Origin of the sequence: Streptomyces sp. NPDC020801 (assembly GCF_044334385.1) — a bacterium.
Lineage (GTDB): Bacteria > Actinomycetota > Actinomycetes > Streptomycetales > Streptomycetaceae > Streptomyces.
This window is the reverse complement of sequence record NZ_JBIRST010000024.1, coordinates 71,991-88,232: the sequence shown is the minus strand read 5'-3', so window position 1 is coordinate 88,232 and position 16,242 is coordinate 71,991. Positions and strand designations below refer to the sequence as shown.

At 68.6% G+C, this 16,242-nt stretch carries 19 protein-coding genes, 1 pseudogene and 1 riboswitch; of the genes and pseudogenes, 10 read left to right on the top strand and 10 right to left on the bottom strand.

Annotated elements, in window-relative coordinates:
- Positions 1 to 982: 982 nt before the first annotated feature.
- From ACH4UM_RS34940 to ACH4UM_RS34925, 4 genes are all read left to right on the top strand, one after another.
- Positions 983 to 2,077, top strand: a complete 1,095-nt coding sequence (locus ACH4UM_RS34940; protein WP_398188430.1) for a sugar ABC transporter substrate-binding protein — start codon at positions 983 to 985, stop codon at positions 2,075 to 2,077.
- 98 nt (positions 2,078 to 2,175) lie between these two features.
- Entirely contained in the window at positions 2,176 to 2,952 is a 777-nt protein-coding gene (locus tag ACH4UM_RS34935) for an ATP-binding cassette domain-containing protein (protein ID WP_398188428.1), read from the top strand.
- Complete coding sequence (locus ACH4UM_RS34930) at positions 2,949 to 4,229, top strand: sugar ABC transporter permease (RefSeq protein WP_398188425.1); 1,281 nt, start codon at positions 2,949 to 2,951, stop codon at positions 4,227 to 4,229. The genes ACH4UM_RS34935 and ACH4UM_RS34930 overlap by 4 nt, the downstream gene beginning before the upstream one ends.
- Before the next feature lie 145 nt (positions 4,230 to 4,374).
- Positions 4,375 to 5,502, top strand: a complete 1,128-nt coding sequence (locus tag ACH4UM_RS34925) for an ROK family protein (protein WP_398188423.1) — start codon at positions 4,375 to 4,377, stop codon at positions 5,500 to 5,502.
- Positions 5,503 to 5,890: 388 nt separating this feature from the next.
- Here the strand turns inward: ACH4UM_RS34925 and ACH4UM_RS34920 are convergent, their stop codons facing one another.
- Entirely contained in the window at positions 5,891 to 6,142 is a 252-nt protein-coding gene (locus ACH4UM_RS34920) for a hypothetical protein (protein ID WP_398188420.1), read from the bottom strand.
- A gap of 225 nt (positions 6,143 to 6,367) precedes the next feature.
- Here ACH4UM_RS34920 and ACH4UM_RS34915 point away from each other — a divergent pair, with 225 nt between their 5' ends.
- Together ACH4UM_RS34915 and ACH4UM_RS34910 are read left to right on the top strand one after the other, a co-directional pair.
- Entirely contained in the window at positions 6,368 to 6,670 is a 303-nt protein-coding gene (locus ACH4UM_RS34915; RefSeq protein ID WP_398188417.1) for a DUF5959 family protein, read from the top strand.
- 88 nt (positions 6,671 to 6,758) lie between these two features.
- Entirely contained in the window at positions 6,759 to 7,511 is a 753-nt protein-coding gene (locus ACH4UM_RS34910) for a hypothetical protein (RefSeq protein ID WP_398188414.1), read from the top strand.
- A 254-nt stretch (positions 7,512 to 7,765) separates the two neighbouring features.
- Here ACH4UM_RS34910 and ACH4UM_RS34905 read toward each other — a convergent pair whose 3' ends face one another.
- Both ACH4UM_RS34905 and ACH4UM_RS34900 read right to left on the bottom strand, forming a co-directional pair.
- Positions 7,766 to 7,897 carry a hypothetical protein gene (locus tag ACH4UM_RS34905; RefSeq protein ID WP_398188412.1) on the bottom strand — a complete coding sequence of 44 codons (132 nt, stop codon included), beginning with the start codon at positions 7,895 to 7,897 and terminating at the stop codon, positions 7,766 to 7,768.
- Between the two features lie 308 nt (positions 7,898 to 8,205).
- Entirely contained in the window at positions 8,206 to 8,544 is a 339-nt protein-coding gene (locus ACH4UM_RS34900) for a hypothetical protein (protein WP_398188409.1), read from the bottom strand.
- Between the two features lie 88 nt (positions 8,545 to 8,632).
- Positions 8,633 to 8,803: riboswitch (cyclic di-AMP (ydaO/yuaA leader) on the top strand.
- An 8-nt stretch (positions 8,804 to 8,811) separates the two neighbouring features.
- Between ACH4UM_RS34900 and ACH4UM_RS34895 the strand changes: the two genes are divergently transcribed.
- Positions 8,812 to 10,014 carry an NlpC/P60 family protein gene (locus ACH4UM_RS34895; RefSeq protein ID WP_398188406.1) on the top strand — a complete coding sequence of 401 codons (1,203 nt, stop codon included), beginning with the start codon at positions 8,812 to 8,814 and terminating at the stop codon, positions 10,012 to 10,014.
- On the opposite strand, the gene ACH4UM_RS34890 is transcribed toward ACH4UM_RS34895, so the two are convergent.
- Positions 9,969 to 10,349 (bottom strand): hypothetical protein, encoded by a 381-nt coding sequence (locus ACH4UM_RS34890; protein ID WP_398188404.1) that lies wholly within the window; start codon positions 10,347 to 10,349, stop codon positions 9,969 to 9,971. The genes ACH4UM_RS34895 and ACH4UM_RS34890 overlap by 46 nt on opposite strands.
- Positions 10,350 to 10,731: 382 nt before the next feature.
- Here ACH4UM_RS34890 and ACH4UM_RS34885 point away from each other — a divergent pair, with 382 nt between their 5' ends.
- Positions 10,732 to 11,253: a DinB family protein gene (locus ACH4UM_RS34885; protein ID WP_398188401.1), complete on the top strand. Its 522-nt coding sequence runs from the start codon at positions 10,732 to 10,734 to the stop codon at positions 11,251 to 11,253.
- Between the two features lie 108 nt (positions 11,254 to 11,361).
- Here the strand turns inward: ACH4UM_RS34885 and ACH4UM_RS34880 are convergent, their stop codons facing one another.
- Positions 11,362 to 11,832, bottom strand: coding sequence for a DUF5990 family protein (locus tag ACH4UM_RS34880; RefSeq protein ID WP_398188398.1), 471 nt, complete (start codon positions 11,830 to 11,832; stop codon positions 11,362 to 11,364).
- A gap of 176 nt (positions 11,833 to 12,008) precedes the next feature.
- Positions 12,009 to 12,329 carry a hypothetical protein gene (locus ACH4UM_RS34875; protein WP_398188395.1) on the bottom strand — a complete coding sequence of 107 codons (321 nt, stop codon included), beginning with the start codon at positions 12,327 to 12,329 and terminating at the stop codon, positions 12,009 to 12,011.
- A 154-nt stretch (positions 12,330 to 12,483) separates the two neighbouring features.
- On the opposite strand from ACH4UM_RS34875, the pseudogene ACH4UM_RS34870 reads away from it, so the two are divergent.
- Positions 12,484 to 12,648: pseudogene (locus ACH4UM_RS34870) on the top strand (MerR family DNA-binding protein); the annotation flags it as partial.
- A gap of 228 nt (positions 12,649 to 12,876) precedes the next feature.
- On the opposite strand, the gene ACH4UM_RS34865 reads toward ACH4UM_RS34870, so the two are convergent.
- Together ACH4UM_RS34865 and ACH4UM_RS34860 are read right to left on the bottom strand one after the other, a co-directional pair.
- Positions 12,877 to 13,107, bottom strand: a complete 231-nt coding sequence (locus tag ACH4UM_RS34865) for a hypothetical protein (RefSeq protein ID WP_398188392.1) — start codon at positions 13,105 to 13,107, stop codon at positions 12,877 to 12,879.
- A 252-nt stretch (positions 13,108 to 13,359) separates the two neighbouring features.
- Entirely contained in the window at positions 13,360 to 14,295 is a 936-nt protein-coding gene (locus ACH4UM_RS34860; RefSeq protein ID WP_398188389.1) for an RNA polymerase sigma-70 factor, read from the bottom strand.
- 197 nt (positions 14,296 to 14,492) lie between these two features.
- Between ACH4UM_RS34860 and ACH4UM_RS34855 the strand changes: the two genes are divergently transcribed.
- Positions 14,493 to 14,972: a carboxymuconolactone decarboxylase family protein gene (locus tag ACH4UM_RS34855; RefSeq protein WP_398188387.1), complete on the top strand. Its 480-nt coding sequence runs from the start codon at positions 14,493 to 14,495 to the stop codon at positions 14,970 to 14,972.
- A gap of 180 nt (positions 14,973 to 15,152) precedes the next feature.
- Here ACH4UM_RS34855 and ACH4UM_RS34850 read toward each other — a convergent pair whose 3' ends face one another.
- Both ACH4UM_RS34850 and ACH4UM_RS34845 read right to left on the bottom strand, forming a co-directional pair.
- Complete coding sequence (locus ACH4UM_RS34850) at positions 15,153 to 15,644, bottom strand: hypothetical protein (protein ID WP_398188384.1); 492 nt, start codon at positions 15,642 to 15,644, stop codon at positions 15,153 to 15,155.
- A gap of 63 nt (positions 15,645 to 15,707) precedes the next feature.
- Positions 15,708 to 16,220 (bottom strand): hypothetical protein, encoded by a 513-nt coding sequence (locus ACH4UM_RS34845; protein ID WP_398188382.1) that lies wholly within the window; start codon positions 16,218 to 16,220, stop codon positions 15,708 to 15,710.
- Positions 16,221 to 16,242 lie beyond the last annotated feature (22 nt).

Sequence of the window (16,242 nt, the reverse complement as noted above, 5' to 3'; positions counted from 1 at the left end):
CGCATGCTGAACGTTCCTCCGAAGGGACGTCTTGAACGGGACTCGTGCCTTCAGTGCCCCTCCGCCATCCGTCGGGATATGCCTCAACCAGGCATTCTTAGCGCGAAGTTGGACCACGCTCGGTCAGTGGCGGAGGGCTTGTTGTCACGGTGCGCCAGGTGGGCGGGGACGGGGCAGGCAAGGTCGTGCAGCACGTAGGCGGCGCAATCGTCGAGGAGCCTGAGGGCCCAGGTGAGGGCGTCGCGCTCGCTCTGGCCGGACCGCAGCCTCCAGGTGCGGTGGCCTGTCAGGCACAAGTCCCGGTCGGCGTACTCGGCGAACGCTGCAGCGATTTCGGTCAGCAGATCCCATGGGGTCCGGATCCGTGCGCGGCGTCCGAGTCGGTGTTCCGGTCGTTGCCTAGCGGGTTCACCACGGCAGCTGTGGCCTGAAGCGCCGCACGGTGAGTGATTGCGTATTGCTGGAGTGGGTCGTCCAGGCCGTGCGCTGTCTCCGGGGTGTGGCACGCCAGGGCAAGCGGGTCCGCAGCTGATCGCGAGGTGGAGGCATCCTGCCGAGGCGTATTCGTCTTGGGGGAGGGGGCCTTGGGGCGTGCCGGGCGGGCGTCATGGCCGCTCGGCCGGTGCCTGTCATGGCCGTTGACCAATGCTGCCCAAATCTGGAGGGCGGTTCGGACCCCTGTCAAGACCCTGGAGCGCTTCGCGTTTGCTTCCGCTGGTTGGCGCGGTCGGAGCCTGTGCGGGCTTTCGAGGTTTCGGCAATGTGACCGATTCGTTACCGCTTTTGGTCGATTCCAGGGTTGCGCGGGGCTGGCCGAGGGAGGGAGAAGGGTCGTATGTTCTTGCCCACAACATTCAGTGGGGTGGATACGTCGATATCCCGCCGAAGCCGGTCAAGCGTGCGCTTCTGTCTCCCCCATCCCTGTGTGAACCACCCGTGGGCCGGTGCACACCCGGCCGCACTCCCAGAAAGGACCCTGCCCATGCGCAAGGGGCTCCTCCTCACCACCGCCTCCGTGGCGCTGCTGATGACTCTCACCGCCTGCGGGAACTCTTCGTCGGGCAGCGCCTCGTCAGGTTCCGGTGGCAAGAAGCCGAAGATCGGCGTGATCCTCCCGGACAGCAAGTCGTCCGCCCGCTGGGAGACGGCCGACCGCCCGTATCTCACCAAGGCGTTCAAAGCGGCGGGTGTGGACTACGACATCCAGAATGCACAGGGCGACAAGCAGGCGTTCCAGACGATCGCGGACCAGATGATCAGCAGCGGCGTGAACGTTCTGGTGATCGTCAACCTCGACAGCGGCACCGGCAAGGCCGTCTTGGACAAGGCCAAGGCCCAGGGCGTGGCCACCATCGACTACGACCGGCTGACGCTCGGCGGCTCCGCTCAGTACTACGTAAGCTTCGACAACACGGCGGTCGGCAAGCTGCAGGGCGAGGGCCTGGGTAAGTGCCTGGCGGATATGAAGGTGAAGAAGCCGGTCGTCGCCGAGCTGAACGGCTCGCCCACCGACAACAACGCCACGCTCTTCGCCAAGGGCTACAACAGCGTCCTCGACCCCAAGTACGCCTCCGGCGAGTACGTCAAGGGTCCCAATCAGTCTGTGCCCGACTGGGACAACGCTCAGGCAGGCACCATCTTCGAGCAGATGCTCACCAGCCAGCCCGAGATCGGCGGCGTGCTGGCCGCCAACGACGGTCTCGGTAACGCGGCCATCGCGGTGCTGCGCAAGAGCCACCGCAACGGCCAGGTACCGGTGACCGGACAGGACGCCACCGTGCAGGGTTTGCAGAACATCCTGGCCGGCGACCAGTGCATGACCGTCTACAAGGCGGTCAAGAAGGAGGCCGACGCGACCGCCGAGCTGGCCGTCGCCCTGGCCAAGGGCCAGAAGGGGCAGACCAACGCGAGCATCCAGGACCCCGAGGGCAAGCGTGATGTGCCATCTGTGCTGCTCACCCCGGTCGCCATCTACAAGGACAACGTCAAGGACGTCGTGAACGACGGATTCGTGACCAAGGCCGAGCTGTGCACCGGCCAGTACACCGCCCTATGCGCCAAGGCAGGCATCCAGTAACCCCCTCCAACCGGACCCCACCGGCCAGCCGCGGGTCCCGGGACCCATGCACCCAACGCCCGGGACCCGCGGTCCCACGACCTCAGGAGCCGTCCTCCATGACAGCGACCCCCATCCTCCAACTGCGTGGAATCGACAAGAGTTTCGGCCCGGTGCAGGTGCTGCACGACGTGGCCTTCAGCGCCTGCCCAGGCGAAGTGACCGCCCTCGTCGGCGACAACGGCGCCGGCAAGTCCACCCTGGTGAAATGCATCGGGGGGATCCACTCCATCGACGCCGGCGAGTACTGGTTCGACGGCGAGCAGGTACAGATGCACAGCCCACGGGACGCCGCCGCGCTTGGCGTGGAGATCGTGTACCAGGACCTGGCCCTGTGCGACAACCTCGACATCGTCCAGAACATGTTCCTCGGCCGGGAGCAGCGCAGCGGCCTGGTCCTCGACGACGCAACCATGGAGGAGATGGCCGCCAAGACGCTCACCGGGCTCTCGGTCAGGACCGTCAAGTCCCTCAGGCAACGGGTCTCCAGCCTCTCCGGCGGCCAGCGCCAGACCGTCGCCATCGCCAAGGCCGTGCTGTGGAACAGCAAGCTCGTCATCCTCGACGAGCCGACAGCCGCACTGGGCGTCGCCCAGACCGCCCAGGTCCTGGAACTGGTGCGGCGGCTGGCCGACAACGGGCTGGCCGTGGTGCTCATCTCGCACAACATGAACGACGTCTTCGCGGTGTCCGACCGGATCGCCGCCCTCTACCTGGGCCGGACGGCCGCCCAGGTCAGGACATCGGACGTGACACACGCCCAGCTCGTCGAACTGATCACCTCGGGCCGCAGCGGGAACCTGGGCCTCGCCGAAACCAACGGAGCCGCCGCATGACCACAGCCGTCGCCCCCGAGAAGCCGGAGCAGCCCGAAGGCCCTGCCACATCCGGCAAGCAGACCGGCGCCACCGCCCCCGATCTTCGTTCCCTGGCCCGCGGCTACCTCGACCGGCTGCGCGGCGGCGAACTCGGGGCCCTGCCCGCAGTCCTCGGCCTGGCCGCACTGTGCGCTTTCTTCGCGATCCTGCGCCCGGTCTTCTTCTCCAACCTCAACTTCGCCAACCTGCTCACCCAGGGAGCAGGCAGCATCGTGATTGCCATAGGGCTGGTCTTCGTTCTCCTCATCGGGGAGATCGACCTGTCCGCCGGATACGCCAGCGGCGTCTGCGCCGCCGTCCTGGCCATCCTCCTCACCAACCACGGATGGCCGTGGTACAGCGCGGTCGTCGCGGCCATGCTGACCGGCGTGGTCATCGGCCTCCTTCTGGGCACGCTGGTCGCGAAGATAGGCATTCCGTCGTTTGTGGTCACTCTGGCCGCATTCCTGGGCTTCCAGGGCATCGTGCTGATCCTGCTGAAGGAAGGCACGAACGTCTCCATCGAGGACAAGACCGTCCTCGCCATTGCCAACAACAACCTCTCGCCCACGGCCGGATGGCTTGTGCTGGCCTGCGGCGTCGCGGTGTACGCGGCGATCCTGCTCCGCCGTAACCACAACCGCCGTCGCCGGGGACTGGCGACAACCCCGCCGATGCTGATCGTCGTCCGCCTCGGCGTGCCGACGGTGCTGGGCGCCCTGGCCGTGCACCTGCTCAACCAGGAACGCAGCCGCAATGCCGTGGTCGTCTCTCTGCAGGGCGTACCCATCGTGGTGCCGCTCATCGGCGTCCTGCTCGTGCTCGGCACGTTCGTCCTCCAGCGCACGGCGTTCGGTCTCCACATCTACTGCGTCGGCGGCAACGCCGAGGCGGCCCGACGGGCCGGCATCAACGTCGCGTTCATACGGATCGCCGCATTCGTCATCTGCTCGGCCATGGCGGCGGTCGGCGGCATCATCGCGGCCTCCCGGGGCAACTCCGTCGACCCCAACACTGGCGGCAGCAACGTCCTGCTGCTCGCCGTCGGCAGCGCCGTGATCGGCGGCACCAGTCTTTTCGGCGGGCGGGGCCGGGTCATCGACGCCGTCCTGGGCGGAATGGTGGTGGCCGTCATCCAAAACGGCATGGGACTCATGGGGTACAGCTCAGGTGTCAAGTACGCTGTCACGGGTTCGGTCCTGCTGGTGGCCGCGGGCGTGGACGCGCTGTCCCGACGCCGAGCCGTACAGCGATGAACGCTCCGTCCCCCCGCGACAATGAGGTCCCCGTGCCATGAAAGCAGGTCCTTCCCAGGAGGAGATCCGACGGCACAACCTCAGTACCCTTCTACGTCACGTACATATAGGAGGACCCGTCTCCCGGGCCGTCCTCGCCGACCGCATGGGGCTTAACCGCAGCACCATCCTGGGACTCGTCACCGATCTGACCACAGCCGGGCTCGTCCTTGAGGAACTTCCGCGCGACACCGGCCGGGCGGGACGGCCCTCACTGGTCGTACGGCCCGAGTCGTCACAGGTGTACGTGCTCGCGTACGACGTCGGAGTGGACCGCCTCGCGGCCGCCCGCATAGGACTCGGCGGCATCTTCCTCGACCGCCGTGAAAGCGCCTGGCCCCTGGACGAACCAAACGATCCCGGAAAGGTCGCCGATGCTCTCACCGGGTTCGCCCGGCAGATGCTGGCGACCGCAGAGCCCGGCAGCCGCTGCGTCGGCGTCGGTGTGGCAGTACGGGGAATAGTCCGTCACCCCGACGGCCTGGTGCGGCACGCCCCGAACATGGGCTGGACCGATCAGGACTTCTGCACGGAACTAGCCCGTCGACTCAACCTCGGCGTCCCCGTCGAGGTGGACAACGAAGCAAACCTCGGCGCCCTCGCCGAACACCTGCGGGGCGCCGGAGTCGGCAGTGACAACGTCGTCTACCTCCACGGGGACATCGGCATCGGCGGCGGCCTCATCACTGACGGCCGCCTGCTGCGAGGCACGGACGGTTACGGTGGCGAGGTCGGCCACATGATCGTCAACCCGCGGGACGGCAGCCTCTGCGGATGCGGCGCCCGCGGCTGCCTGGAAGCCGAGGCCGGTGAACGAGCGCTGCTCGCCGCCGCCGGCCGCGACCCGCAGGCAACCGGCCAGGAGGTGGTGCACGCCGTCGTCTCCGCCGCCGACCGCGGAGACATCGTCGCGCGCGGCGCGCTGCACCAGGTCGGCGACTGGCTCGGCGTCGGTGTCGCCAACCTGGTCAACCTCCTGAACCCCAGCGTCGTCATCTTCGGAGGCATGCTTCACGACGTGTTCCTCGGTGCGGCCGCACAAATCCGCAGCCGCATCAACATCAGCGCACTCGCCGCCTCCCGCGAGAACCTCCGCCTGCGCGTCAGCGCACTCGGCGACGACACCGTCCTCGTGGGCGCCGCCGAACTGGCCTTCTCCGCCTTGCTTGCCGATCCCTTGGCGATCCTGGCCGACGCTCCTGAAGATCAACCGGTCCCACCGTCGCCCAGGTGACGCCGATTCCCACCCGCCCGGCGATCGCCGCTCGTCCCGGACCCGGATCGCCGGACGGCCCTTGGGCAATGCGGCCCTTACCATCCGCAGCATCACCACCGGCAGAGGGCCCCTCGGTGGCTCGGGGATGCGAATCGAACCGTGCACGTCTGCTTGATCAGCTTCCGGCCCTTGCGAACGATGGGCTCCCATTGGGCCCTCGTGCAGCCGGTGGGAAGTGTCATGGTTGCCACGCGGAGCCGCCTCTTCATCCGTGTCCCGAACACCTTGAGCCGACATCCACCGACTGCCCCGCCCACCGAGCTGTAGGGAGTAACAGGGCCGAAGACAGCCGTGCACGCCGTCTACGAACCCATCTACCGCCAGCCCGGTGCTCGGGACTGGACCATCAGGGTGAGCGAATATGGCTGTCCGATGCGTTCGAATCTGCGCTTCCGGAAAGCAGTCCGGGAGTGGGGGACGTCCCGCTTCGGGCGGCGGGCGGGCGGCGGACGTTGCCGTCTGCGGCGGCCTGTTCCCTCAGTCGTTCGGCCTCCTCGTGCTGGGCCGTGAGCCGGGAGAGGGCGAGGGTCTTGAACGCGGTGAGCTCGGCCAGGGCTTCGTTCCGTTTGGCGAGTCGGTCCACTTGCGTGGTTTCCAAGGCGTCACCTTGCTGTTCGTCGGCGATCCGGCCCAGGCACGGACTGCTTCGCCTGCTGGGGTGCCGCGGTGAATGCACCGCGCGAGCGGGCGCAGAGGGCGATCGTCTCCACCGACCAGGCCTCGCCCGGATCTGCCTCAACGCCCCTCAAGCGTCGGCCGAGCTGTTGCACGAGTGCGTTGACGATGCCTGCGCGATCGGCGGTCGCGTCGTTGAGGTCCGGCCGTGACCGACGCACTGGCCGGGCAGTTTCTGGTAGACGGTCCGTTCGCGCGCGGATGTCTCAAGACCTGGGTGGTGCCGGACGATCTGCGGCACCGGCAGGAGGCCATGGACGTGCTCGATGCCGGGCAGGACATCGCGTGGCGTCAGGGCACACGCGTGCCTGAGGTGTTCGTAGCGCGTGACGTGCAGGAGGAGCGGGCTCGTGCCACGATCAGCGCCGGTTCGTGGTCCCGGTGCCCGATCGGCAGGGGCGCTCGCCCTGGCCCGGTGGCCGGCCCGCGCGATGCGTATCGGACTGCGTAGTTCCACGGATGCCGACGGCGCCTGTATGGCTGACACTGACACCTGTCCCACGTCATTTGGTACCCCTCATTGATCGGCAGCCCCTCACGTGAGCAACGACGGTTCCGGTTCACGGCCTGCGTACGTATGGTCGTCCGCCACGGTTGGCTCCGAAGGCGGACCACTGCTCGTCTGCGCGGCCGACGCCTTCTCGAACTGGGGCGGTGCAGTGCACGGCACTGACTACGAGCTGGATCCAGCCTGTGACTATGCCCGTGCCTGGTCGGCGGTCCACCCGTGCGACGATGACGATGAACTCGAAGCCGCATTCGTGCGTTTCGGTGACCGCAGGGAACATGGCGGCCTCATATGGGAAATGGACGGCGAGGGCAGCGCCGAGATTGCGCTCGCCGGTGACGACGGCTTTCTCCTCATGCGTTCTTGGGTCCCACGCGACAGGACGAACGCGCCGCATCGGCGCGCAGCCGGGGCGTCCGCGGCTGAAGAAGAGGAAGTCGGAGTGCTCGAGCTCCGCAGCGGCCAGGTTGTTGTCGTCTGGGCGGCAGTGGGCGCGAACGAGATCGGCTCGTTCGTGACGCCGCAGGAAAATGACTCATCACTGAGCGCCCTGACCCGGTTGAACCCCCCGGTCCAACTCAACCTGGACCATCGTCTCGGCGTCGGTACGGTGCTGTGGGTCAAGCCGGGCACGTATCGCGTCACCTGTGGGTGGCACGAAGGAACTCGGGGACGGTACATGCCCGAAGAAGAGTGGTATGGATCACCACAGCCATCGGCAGACGACGACTGGAGCTGTCGCTGGGTCCGCTTCACCCCGTCCGACGACTTCACAAAGGCGTGAGCCCACCCACGGACGGTGGGCTTTGGAGCGCTGGGGAAGCCGTTCGTAGTCTCTGACGTTGCTGAGGGCTCGCGTGATCCATGACAGGGACCGCTCCCCGATCCAGCGTCGGGGCAGCACGATGAACCGGGCTGTCCGAGCGGGTGGGATACGAGGTTGATCGTCAGCTTCAGGGTCTTCCTTGCCCACTCGATCGGTTGGCCGGCGCAGGCGGAGTCGGCCCAGACCACGGTGATTTCCGGGGTGCATGGGCCTCAGGCGGAAGAGGACCTCCTTGGCCAGGGGAGCCACACCGCCGCGGTGATCAGGCCGATGGCGGTGGGGCCGGCGTCCAGCACCACGACCGCGATCAGCGGCAACGCCATCACGGTGATGCTGTTGCCCAACCCCCTAACGGTCTCGCCCACCCAGAGCAGGCGGAAATCCTGGTGGGCGAGAACTCCCCAGCGTGTTCGGGGCCGGTCCGGTGTGCCATCACCGGGTCCACCCGTGGCGCCGTTGTGGATGGCGTCGACGATCTCCCGCCGTGGGTGGACCTCCGGCCCGCCTCCTGATCGGTCTGGCAGTCCGAGACCGGCAGCCGGCGCTCGATCACCGCCCACTCTGCGCCGGGTCCGGCGAGGGTCGGGTCACGGCGTCAGTGCCGGTCCGGGCTCGTCGGGCGCGGACCGGCACACGCGGGTCGATCGGTCCGTCAGTGGCCGTGGCCGCTATCGCCGTGGCGGCCATCGCCGTGGCCGCCGTGGCCGACGATCGTCCACGGGCGCATCAGGTCGTCGTCTTCGTGTTCGAGGAGGTGGCAATGGTGGATGTACGTCGCCGGGAGCTCGGCGCCGCTGCCCGGAATCGATGCGATCGTATCCGTCGGCGGGATGAAGTCCTGAATGATGATTCTGGTCACCATCTGCGCAGGGGTCTTGACCGTGTCCTTGTAGGACAGCGCTTCGTCCGGGTCCGGTGGAATCGGTGGGCCGGTGAATTGACTGCATTCAGCGCTGCCGTCGAGCAAAGATAACGAAAATGTATCGGGCATATCGCCCACCAGCCTTCACAGGGGCCACACGAGTTGGCTAGCGTTCCCGCCGGGCCGCCCGACCCCCTCCGGCGAACGTCGCCGGGCCGTGCGGCCTCCGCCGAGTCCGGCGCGCCCGCGCGGCAACCGGAGCCGGGGACCCACCGACCTTGGGGTGAATCGGCCCAACTCCCTTCCGGGGAAAGGGCCGTAGGGCAACCCTTCCGAACCACCCGCCCGAACCCGACAGCTAACTCGGTAGGCGGAACATGGAAGGAGTCGCCTCCCTTGGCGTCGCACCGCAAGTCGCGCCCCACGGGTACGCGCGTAGCCGGCATACGTACCCCCGTCCTCGCCACGGCCGCTCTCACCTCCGTGGCCCTGCTGTCCCAGACCGCCAACGCCGCCCCCTCCGCCGACGGCAAGCCGAGCCTCGAAGAGATCCAGAAGACGGTCAACGACCTGTACCGCCAGGCCGAGTCGGCGACCGAGAAGTACGACGCGGCCAAGGAGAAGACCGCGCAGGAGCGCAAGCGCGTCGACACCCTGCTCGACGACGTGGCCAAGAGCACGGCCAAGCTCAACAAGGCGCGTGAGGAACTGGGTTCGTTCGCCGCGGCCCAGTACCGGACCGGGGCCGCCGCCCCCGACACCGCGACCTTCCTGCTCGCGGACTCCCCGCAGGACTACTTCGACCAGACGCAGCTGATGAGCCAGCTGACCTCGCGCCAGAAGGGCGCGGTCGACGACTACGTCACCGAGCAGTCCGCGACCATGAAGAAACGGCAGGAGGCCGGCAAGAGCCTCGAAACGCTGACTCGGTCGCAGAACGACCTCCAGACGGCCAAGTCCACCGTCCAGAAGAAGCTGTCCACCGCGCGGGAGCTGCTGTCCAAGCTGACGGCGGAGGAGAAGGCACGCCTCGCGGCGATCGAGAAGCAGAAGCAGGAGGAGGCGGCGCGGAAGGCGGCGGAGCTCGCCAAGCAGCAGGCCGCGGCCGCGCAGGCGGCGAAGCAGCAGAGCGCGTCTTCGGGTTCGACCTCGAGTTCCGGCTCGGCCTCGGGCTCGTCCTCGGGATCCGGCTCGACCTCGGGTTCGGGCAGCTCCACCTCCTCGTCGGGCTCCACGTACGCCGCCAAGGCCGCGGAAGCGCTCGCCTTCGCCCACGCGCAGATCGGCAAGCCGTACGTCTGGGGTGCGACCGGGCCCGGCTCCTACGACTGCTCCGGCCTCACCCAGGCCGCCTGGAAGGCCGCGGGCGTCTCCCTGCCGCGCACCACCTACGACCAGGTGGACGTTGGAACGACGGTGTCCCTGACCGACGCCCAGCCCGGCGACCTCGTCTTCTTCTACGACGACATCAGCCACGTCGGTATCTACATCGGCAACGGCATGATGATCCACGCCCCGAAGCCCGGCGCCTACGTACGCGAGGAATCCATCTACTACGGCGGCGACTCGATCATCCACAGCGTGGTCCGCCCGGCCTGACGGCCAGTGGCGGCGAACGGCCGGACGCGCAGGCGTGGCGAATGATCCGCCGGCGCGCGCGTGAACCTGTTCGCGACCGCTCGTACTGCGATCGCCCGGCGCGAAAGCGCGTGCACGCCGCCCCACTCACGCGCGCGCCGGGCTCGCAGGCTGTCGCGCTCCCTCTGCAGTACCCACCGCCCGGGTGCGCGCGTCGAGGTGAGCAGCGAGGTGGCCAGCAGGCCGGCCATCAGCAGCGCCGCCGGGAGCAGCCCGCCGGGTTCCAGATCCGGCACGGTGATGAGGTAGCCGGGCGATCCCGCGGAGTTGTGCAGGGCGGCCAGCAGAGCCGGCACACGGCTGTACGCGGCTGTACGCGGCCGTACCCACCAGTCCCGCCACGACCGGCCAGCCGATCCGCCCGGCCGGTCGCGTGGTACGCGCCGGCCGGGTCCCGTGCCTGCTCCGCCTTGAAGGCCAGCACAGCGCAGACCGCGGTCAACGCCATGAGCACGCCCCCGGCCAGGGCGCCCCGCCCACCGGAAACGGCCACATACCCGCCCCTCGTCTCGTCATCCAGGCCACGCGTTGTGGCCTGGAGATCATGCTGGGAGGGGGCCGGCAAGCGCCATGGGCCGAAACCTGCTTCTGAGGATCGTCCCTTCCAGCCCGGTACTGGATGGCACAGCGAGCGTCATCATGAAGCGGCGGCTCCACAGACTGTTGCCAGGAGGACGTATGAACAGAGAACTTGTCCACGCAGAACTGCAGCAGGCCAGTGCGACGTTCCACCAGCTTCTGGAATCGGCCACTGCCGAGGACTTGAGTCGCCGGAGCAGGGGAACCCGTTGGACCAACGAGCAGCTGCTCTACCACATGCTGTTCGGCTACATCGTCGTGCGGGCCTTGCTTCCGTTGGTGCGCCTCTTCGGTCGCCTTCCTCCGGGAGCAAGCAGCGCGTGGGCGCGATTGCTGAACGCCGCCACCCGCCCCTTCGATGCGATCAACTACCTTGGAGCTGTGGGCGGCGCCCGGATCTACAACCACCGGCGTATGGGAGCGAAGCTCGATCGGACGCTTGCGGCCCTTCATCGCCATCTGGATGCCGAGCCGGACACGACGTTGGCACGGACCATGGGCTTTCCGACACGGTGGGATCCGTTCTTCAAGGACGTGATGACCCTCGAAGAGGTGTACCGCTACCCGACCCAGCACTTCGACTTCCACCGCGCCCAGCTCACCTTGGGGGCTGAGGCGTGACGTGCCCGTCCTGTCCCCGGTCGACGCAGCTGTGTCCGACGGCTCCGCGCAGGCGATGGCCATGCGGTCCGTGAGCGGACAGCCTTGGTCATCTGGAGTATCCGCTTGCTAATCGACCATTGCGGCGGTCCAAGTGATGGCCGGGGCACAACCCGTGCACACTGGACCACCTCGCGCGTCGGTGAGGCCGAGGCGTCCGACCAGCAGCCCGCTGCGTGCAGCGGCGTCAAGGACGTCGGCGGGGACGGCATCGAGCATGAGCTTGGCCCGGCGGAACATCGTGAAGGCGTCCGCTTCGTCGACGGTGCCCCACGACAGGTACAGGAACCGTTCGCCCGGGCGGCCCTGCACGTACGGGCCCCTCACGTCCGCGCCGGTCGACGACGGCGTCGTGGTGCACTCCAGGGTCCATGTCGCGAAGGCGGCGTCGCCGGGCTGCGGGTCGAGGAGTTCGGTGCGGCGGCCGCGACGTTGTACGGCGACGTGGATGTTGCGGTACACCGGGTCGCCGCCGTCGGCGGGCGCCCCGGGTGGGCAGGTGAGGCCGGGCAGGCCGTCGGCGCCGATGCGAATGCGCATGCGTTCATCATCCTCGCCCCTCGACCAGCTGCGCTGCCGTGAGCAGGGGCCGAAGAGGGGCCGTCCCAGGGCTTCGGCGCGCGCCCGGTCGACGGCCTGACCGGGAAGTCGTCGGCCGCCAGCTACGCCACGGCCTCGGAGGCGGTACCGCCGGGGCCGGCAGCATCCATCGGCGGTCAGTCGCAGTCCCCGGCGGCGTCCGCATCGGCCAGTGCGCGCCGCAGGTCGGCGACGCTCGGCGCTCCCTCGGCGCGGCCGTCCGGCCCCCGGTACAGGCGGCAGGACAGCGAGGCGGGCGCGCCCGGCACGGCGAAGGGATCCAGCCCGTCGATCAGCACGGTCGGTGATCCGGTCATCCCGAGCCGGGCAGCCTGCTCGGGATCGCCGACCTCGACCCGTTGCACGTCCACCTCACGGCCATCGAGCGCCCGGGCGAGCCGTTCCTCGACCATTGGCGCGTTGGGGCAGTCCGGCACGGTCAGCAGGGTGATGCGCATGATGTCGTCCTCCCGGCTCACAGCCTCTGCACCGACGGTAGACCTTCCAGTGCACTGGAAGGTCAAGGCGTAGCCTCGGAAACATGCGCCGGAGAATTGGCCGCCGGCGGGCTGACGGCCAAGACCATCCACTTTCTACGAGCAGGCCGGACTACTGCCCGAACCGCCGCGCACGTCCGGCGGCTGTCGCGACTACCCGCCGCAGGTCGCGCACCGGCTCGCCTTCATCCGCGAGGCCCAGGCGGCCGGGCTCACGCTCGACGAGATCCGCTCCGTCCTGGCCGTGCGCGACTCCGGCGAGGAGCCCTGCGTCCACCTCACTGCCCTGATCGAGCAGCGTCTCGCGGACATCGAGCGGCGCATGGCCGAACAGCGCGCCACCGGCCCCCCCGCACGCTGGCCCAGCGCGCGGCCACCGCCGAGCCGAGCACCTGCTCGGAGGTGGACATCGGCGTTCAAGCTCGTCCGCGGTTTTCGTCCGGACGAGGGGTTCGAATCTTGTGTTCCAGGTCCTGATCCGGCTGCGGATGTCCTTCTGCAGATCTCGTCAAGAGGTCCTGCGCATGGCCTGGCGGGTCAACGTTGCACGCTCGCCATCGGTCAGTGCCAGCCTCGCGGCGGCCAGTCCGGCCCCCAGGTCAGGGCCGTGGATCAATCCGATGGCCGCGGACGTGTGGGCGACGCGGTCGGCGTACCGCCGGCGGGAGGCCTGGCGGGAGACGCCGAGGCGTTCACCGATCACCGTCCAGGAGTAGCCGGCGTCGGGGGCCTGCCGCACGACCTGGTCGACGGCAGCGTCGGCCGGCCGGACACGGCACGGGTCAGGGCCAGGGGGGCGTCGAGCAGGTCGAGTGGGTCGTCGCTGGTGGCATGGGCATGGGCCGCTTGGATGAGCTGCTCCACGGTGGGCTCTGGGCTCATGCTGTCAACGGTGGGTTGTCGTTTTCGCGCTGACAATCTCTTGTCGTCACTCGGCGGGGGCGTGCTGATGATGCGGCGGATACCTGAAGCGAATTCCCGACTCGGAACACTAGCGGCGCAAGATGGTCGCCCGCTCGACACGTGTCAGCTTCACGGGATTGCGCACGGAGTAGAGCCCGCTGATGAGGCCGTCCTCGACCCGCACCGCCATGACGGTGTCGATCTCGCCGTTGAGCCGGAGAATCAGCGCCGGGTAGCCATTGACCTGTGCCGGCTGCAGCGATGCCGCGGCGCCGAACCTGCCCAGCCTGGTGGCCAGCTCAGCCACTGTGCCGACCCCGACGACGGGCTCCAGCGCGGCCTGCACGACTCCACCGCCGTCACCCAGGAGTACGACATCCGGCGCGAGGACGTCGAGCAGGCTCTGCAGATCGCCCTTCTCGACCGCCCGTTGGAACGCCTCGAGCGCTTTCCTGGTCTCAGCCGGAGAGACGACCCCGCGCGGCCGGCGCGCCGCGACGTGTGCCCGCGCCCGGTGCGCGATCTGGCGGACCGCGGCCGGGCTCTTGTCGACGGCTTCCGCGATCTCGTCGTAGTGCAGATCGAAGACCTCGCGCAGCACGAACACCGCCCGCTCGGTTGGCACCAGCGTCTCCAGAACCAGCAGCATCGCCATCGAGACGCTGTCGGCCAGTTCGAGGTCCTCTGCCACGTCGGGCGTGGTGAGCAGCGGCTCGGGCAGCCAGGGGCCGACGTAGGACTCCTTGCGCCGGTGGAGTGTGCGCAACCGGCCCAGCGCCTGGCGGGTGGTGATCCGGACCAGGTAGGCGCGCCGATCCTGCACGGTGTCGAGAGCGACGCCCGCCCATCGCATCCAGGTCTCCTGCAGGACGTCCTCCGCGTCGGCGGCCGAGCCGAGCATCTCGTAGGCGACGGTGAACAGCAGGTTGCGATGGGCGACGAACGTCTCGGTGGCGGAGTCCAGGCAGCCGCCTCGGGCCGACGGCTCGGCCGTGTCCCTCGCTTGCTGGCTGCGTTCGTCCATGGCTGGCTCCTGCCTGTTCGCCGTCGACCGTGCCGCACACAAGACGCCGGTGCCCACCGCTTTGTGACACCCAAGACCGGTGGCGCACGTCACACGACCTCGCTGTCACAGGGATCCGGGCGGCGGTATCTCCATGTCGTCACGACGCCGCGCGACCGATCCGCGCGGCACGCAACCCCACGAGTGAGGACGACGTCATGGAACCCCGTTTCAACCTGTTCGACAGCCCGACCGCCGCGAAGGTCGCCAAGCGGTTCTACAACGTCTCATCGGTCCTGGAGCAGTCGACGCTGCCGAAGACGCTGCGGGAACTGGTGGAGCTGCGCGTCGGCCAGATCAACGGCTGCGGTTTCTGCGTCGACATCCACACCAAGGAGGCCTCGGCCGCCGGTGAAACCGCGCTCCGGCTCAACCTGGTCGCCGCCTGGCGCCACAGCACCGTGTTCACCGAGGCCGAGCGGGCCGCGCTGGCACTCGCCGAGGAGGGCACCCGGCTCGGCGACCACGGCGTGATCGACGAGACCTGGGCCGAGGTGCGCAAGCACTACGACGACGACCAGATCGGTGCGCTGGTCTGCCTGGTCTCCCTGATCAACGCAGCCACCCGGATGAACGTGATCGTGCACAACCCGGGGGGTTCGTACGAGCCCGGCATGTTCGCCAGTATGTCGGTCTGATCGGCGGACAAATCCTCGCCCGGCCCAGGATCATCCGATCCGGGCCGGGCCGGGCCCGCCATGTCCGGGCTCACGCGTGGAGCAACTCGCGATTCGTTCCGGGACGCCGCGCGCCCCCGCCACGCCTCCCGTCGGGTACCGCCGCGTCCGCGCCGGAAAACGTCGCCCGGGCCCCCGCGGTCAGCCGGCCCGGCGGGCTTCCTCCGGCCACACCACGTCCACGGGAATCCCCTTCGCCCGTGCCTGAAGGACCACGTCCGCCGTGCCACCGCCCTTGCCGCTCGGCGGCTCCCCGTTCCAGACGGCCACGAGTCGATCGGCGCGTTCCAGAAGGACGTTGTTGGCGGCGTCGTAGGCCGCACGGTCCGCCGTCTCGTGCGGTATGACCAGAACCTCGCCGGCGGCTTCGACCAAGTGGTCGAAGAGGGGCGCGTGGTCCGGACCGACCACGGTGCGGCGGTAGTCGAGGGAGGGGATGACCACGACCAGCCGTCCGCCGTTGGCCAGCACGGACTCCGCGAACACCGAGTCGGAACCCTCGGCGATGCACGAGACGCCGACGAGAGTGCCGCCGTGGGCGTACGGCCGGAGCAACCCGTCCAGAGCGGCACGGACCAGGGGGACGCTGTCCACGGCCAGATCCATGTGCCCGGTCACCGCGATGGTTGTCATGGGCCGTCCCCTTCACCTCGACGGCGGAATCCTATCCATCGCGATCCCCGCACGGCGTCGGGCTCACCTGTTCGCCACGGCCCCGAAGGCGACGAGGTACGACAGCCCGAAGATGACCGGCACCCACTGCTCCACGTGCGTCAGCGGCATGTACCTGCGCCAGTCGCGTCCCTCGCCGAGTGCGCCCCACTCGGCCCGCGAGTACGCGTAGGCCGGGAGTCTGTCCTCGAAGGCACCGATCACCGCGTACTTGGCGGCGTTGAGCTGCCTGTACGAGCGCACCATCACGTACCAGGCCAGGCACTGGGTCAGCAGGATCACCAGCCCTGCCACCAGGACCCAGGCGGAGGAGTTCCGCCAGACGCCTCCGGACACGGCGGCGAGGGCGCCGACGACCGCGGTGTTGAGGGTGAGGAAGAAGGTGTTGGTGAGATTGCGTCGGGAACTGACGCGGTCGGCCATCTCGACGCACAGCTTGTACTGATCCAGTATCGCGGCCTGGTACCTTTCGGTGCCGTCGCGGTAGTCCGACGGGCTGACGCCCTCGTTCCAGAGCCTGTCGTCGATGCCGGCCATGTGCTCATGATGACCGACCACC

What these genes read in the sequence shown, in the direction of transcription:
- ACH4UM_RS34935 (WP_398188428.1), top strand. Translation starts at nt 2,176, where the DNA reads ATGACAGCGACCCCCATCCTCCAACTGCGTGGAATCGACAAGAGTTTC.
- ACH4UM_RS34880 (WP_398188398.1), bottom strand. Translation starts at nt 11,832, where the DNA reads ATGCGCATTCGCATCGGCGCCGACGGCCTGCCCGGCCTCACCTGCCCA.
- ACH4UM_RS34850 (WP_398188384.1), bottom strand. Translation starts at nt 15,644, where the DNA reads ATGACAACCATCGCGGTGACCGGGCACATGGATCTGGCCGTGGACAGC.
- ACH4UM_RS34875 (WP_398188395.1), bottom strand. Translation starts at nt 12,329, where the DNA reads ATGCGCATCACCCTGCTGACCGTGCCGGACTGCCCCAACGCGCCAATG.
- ACH4UM_RS34845 (WP_398188382.1), bottom strand. Translation starts at nt 16,220, where the DNA reads ATGGCCGGCATCGACGACAGGCTCTGGAACGAGGGCGTCAGCCCGTCG.
- ACH4UM_RS34930 (WP_398188425.1), top strand. Translation starts at nt 2,949, where the DNA reads ATGACCACAGCCGTCGCCCCCGAGAAGCCGGAGCAGCCCGAAGGCCCT.
- ACH4UM_RS34925 (WP_398188423.1), top strand. Translation starts at nt 4,375, where the DNA reads ATGGGGCTTAACCGCAGCACCATCCTGGGACTCGTCACCGATCTGACC.
- ACH4UM_RS34900 (WP_398188409.1), bottom strand. Translation starts at nt 8,544, where the DNA reads ATGCCCGATACATTTTCGTTATCTTTGCTCGACGGCAGCGCTGAATGC.
- ACH4UM_RS34860 (WP_398188389.1), bottom strand. Translation starts at nt 14,295, where the DNA reads ATGGACGAACGCAGCCAGCAAGCGAGGGACACGGCCGAGCCGTCGGCC.
- ACH4UM_RS34940 (WP_398188430.1), top strand. Translation starts at nt 983, where the DNA reads ATGCGCAAGGGGCTCCTCCTCACCACCGCCTCCGTGGCGCTGCTGATG.
- ACH4UM_RS34855 (WP_398188387.1), top strand. Translation starts at nt 14,493, where the DNA reads ATGGAACCCCGTTTCAACCTGTTCGACAGCCCGACCGCCGCGAAGGTC.
- ACH4UM_RS34885 (WP_398188401.1), top strand. Translation starts at nt 10,732, where the DNA reads ATGAACAGAGAACTTGTCCACGCAGAACTGCAGCAGGCCAGTGCGACG.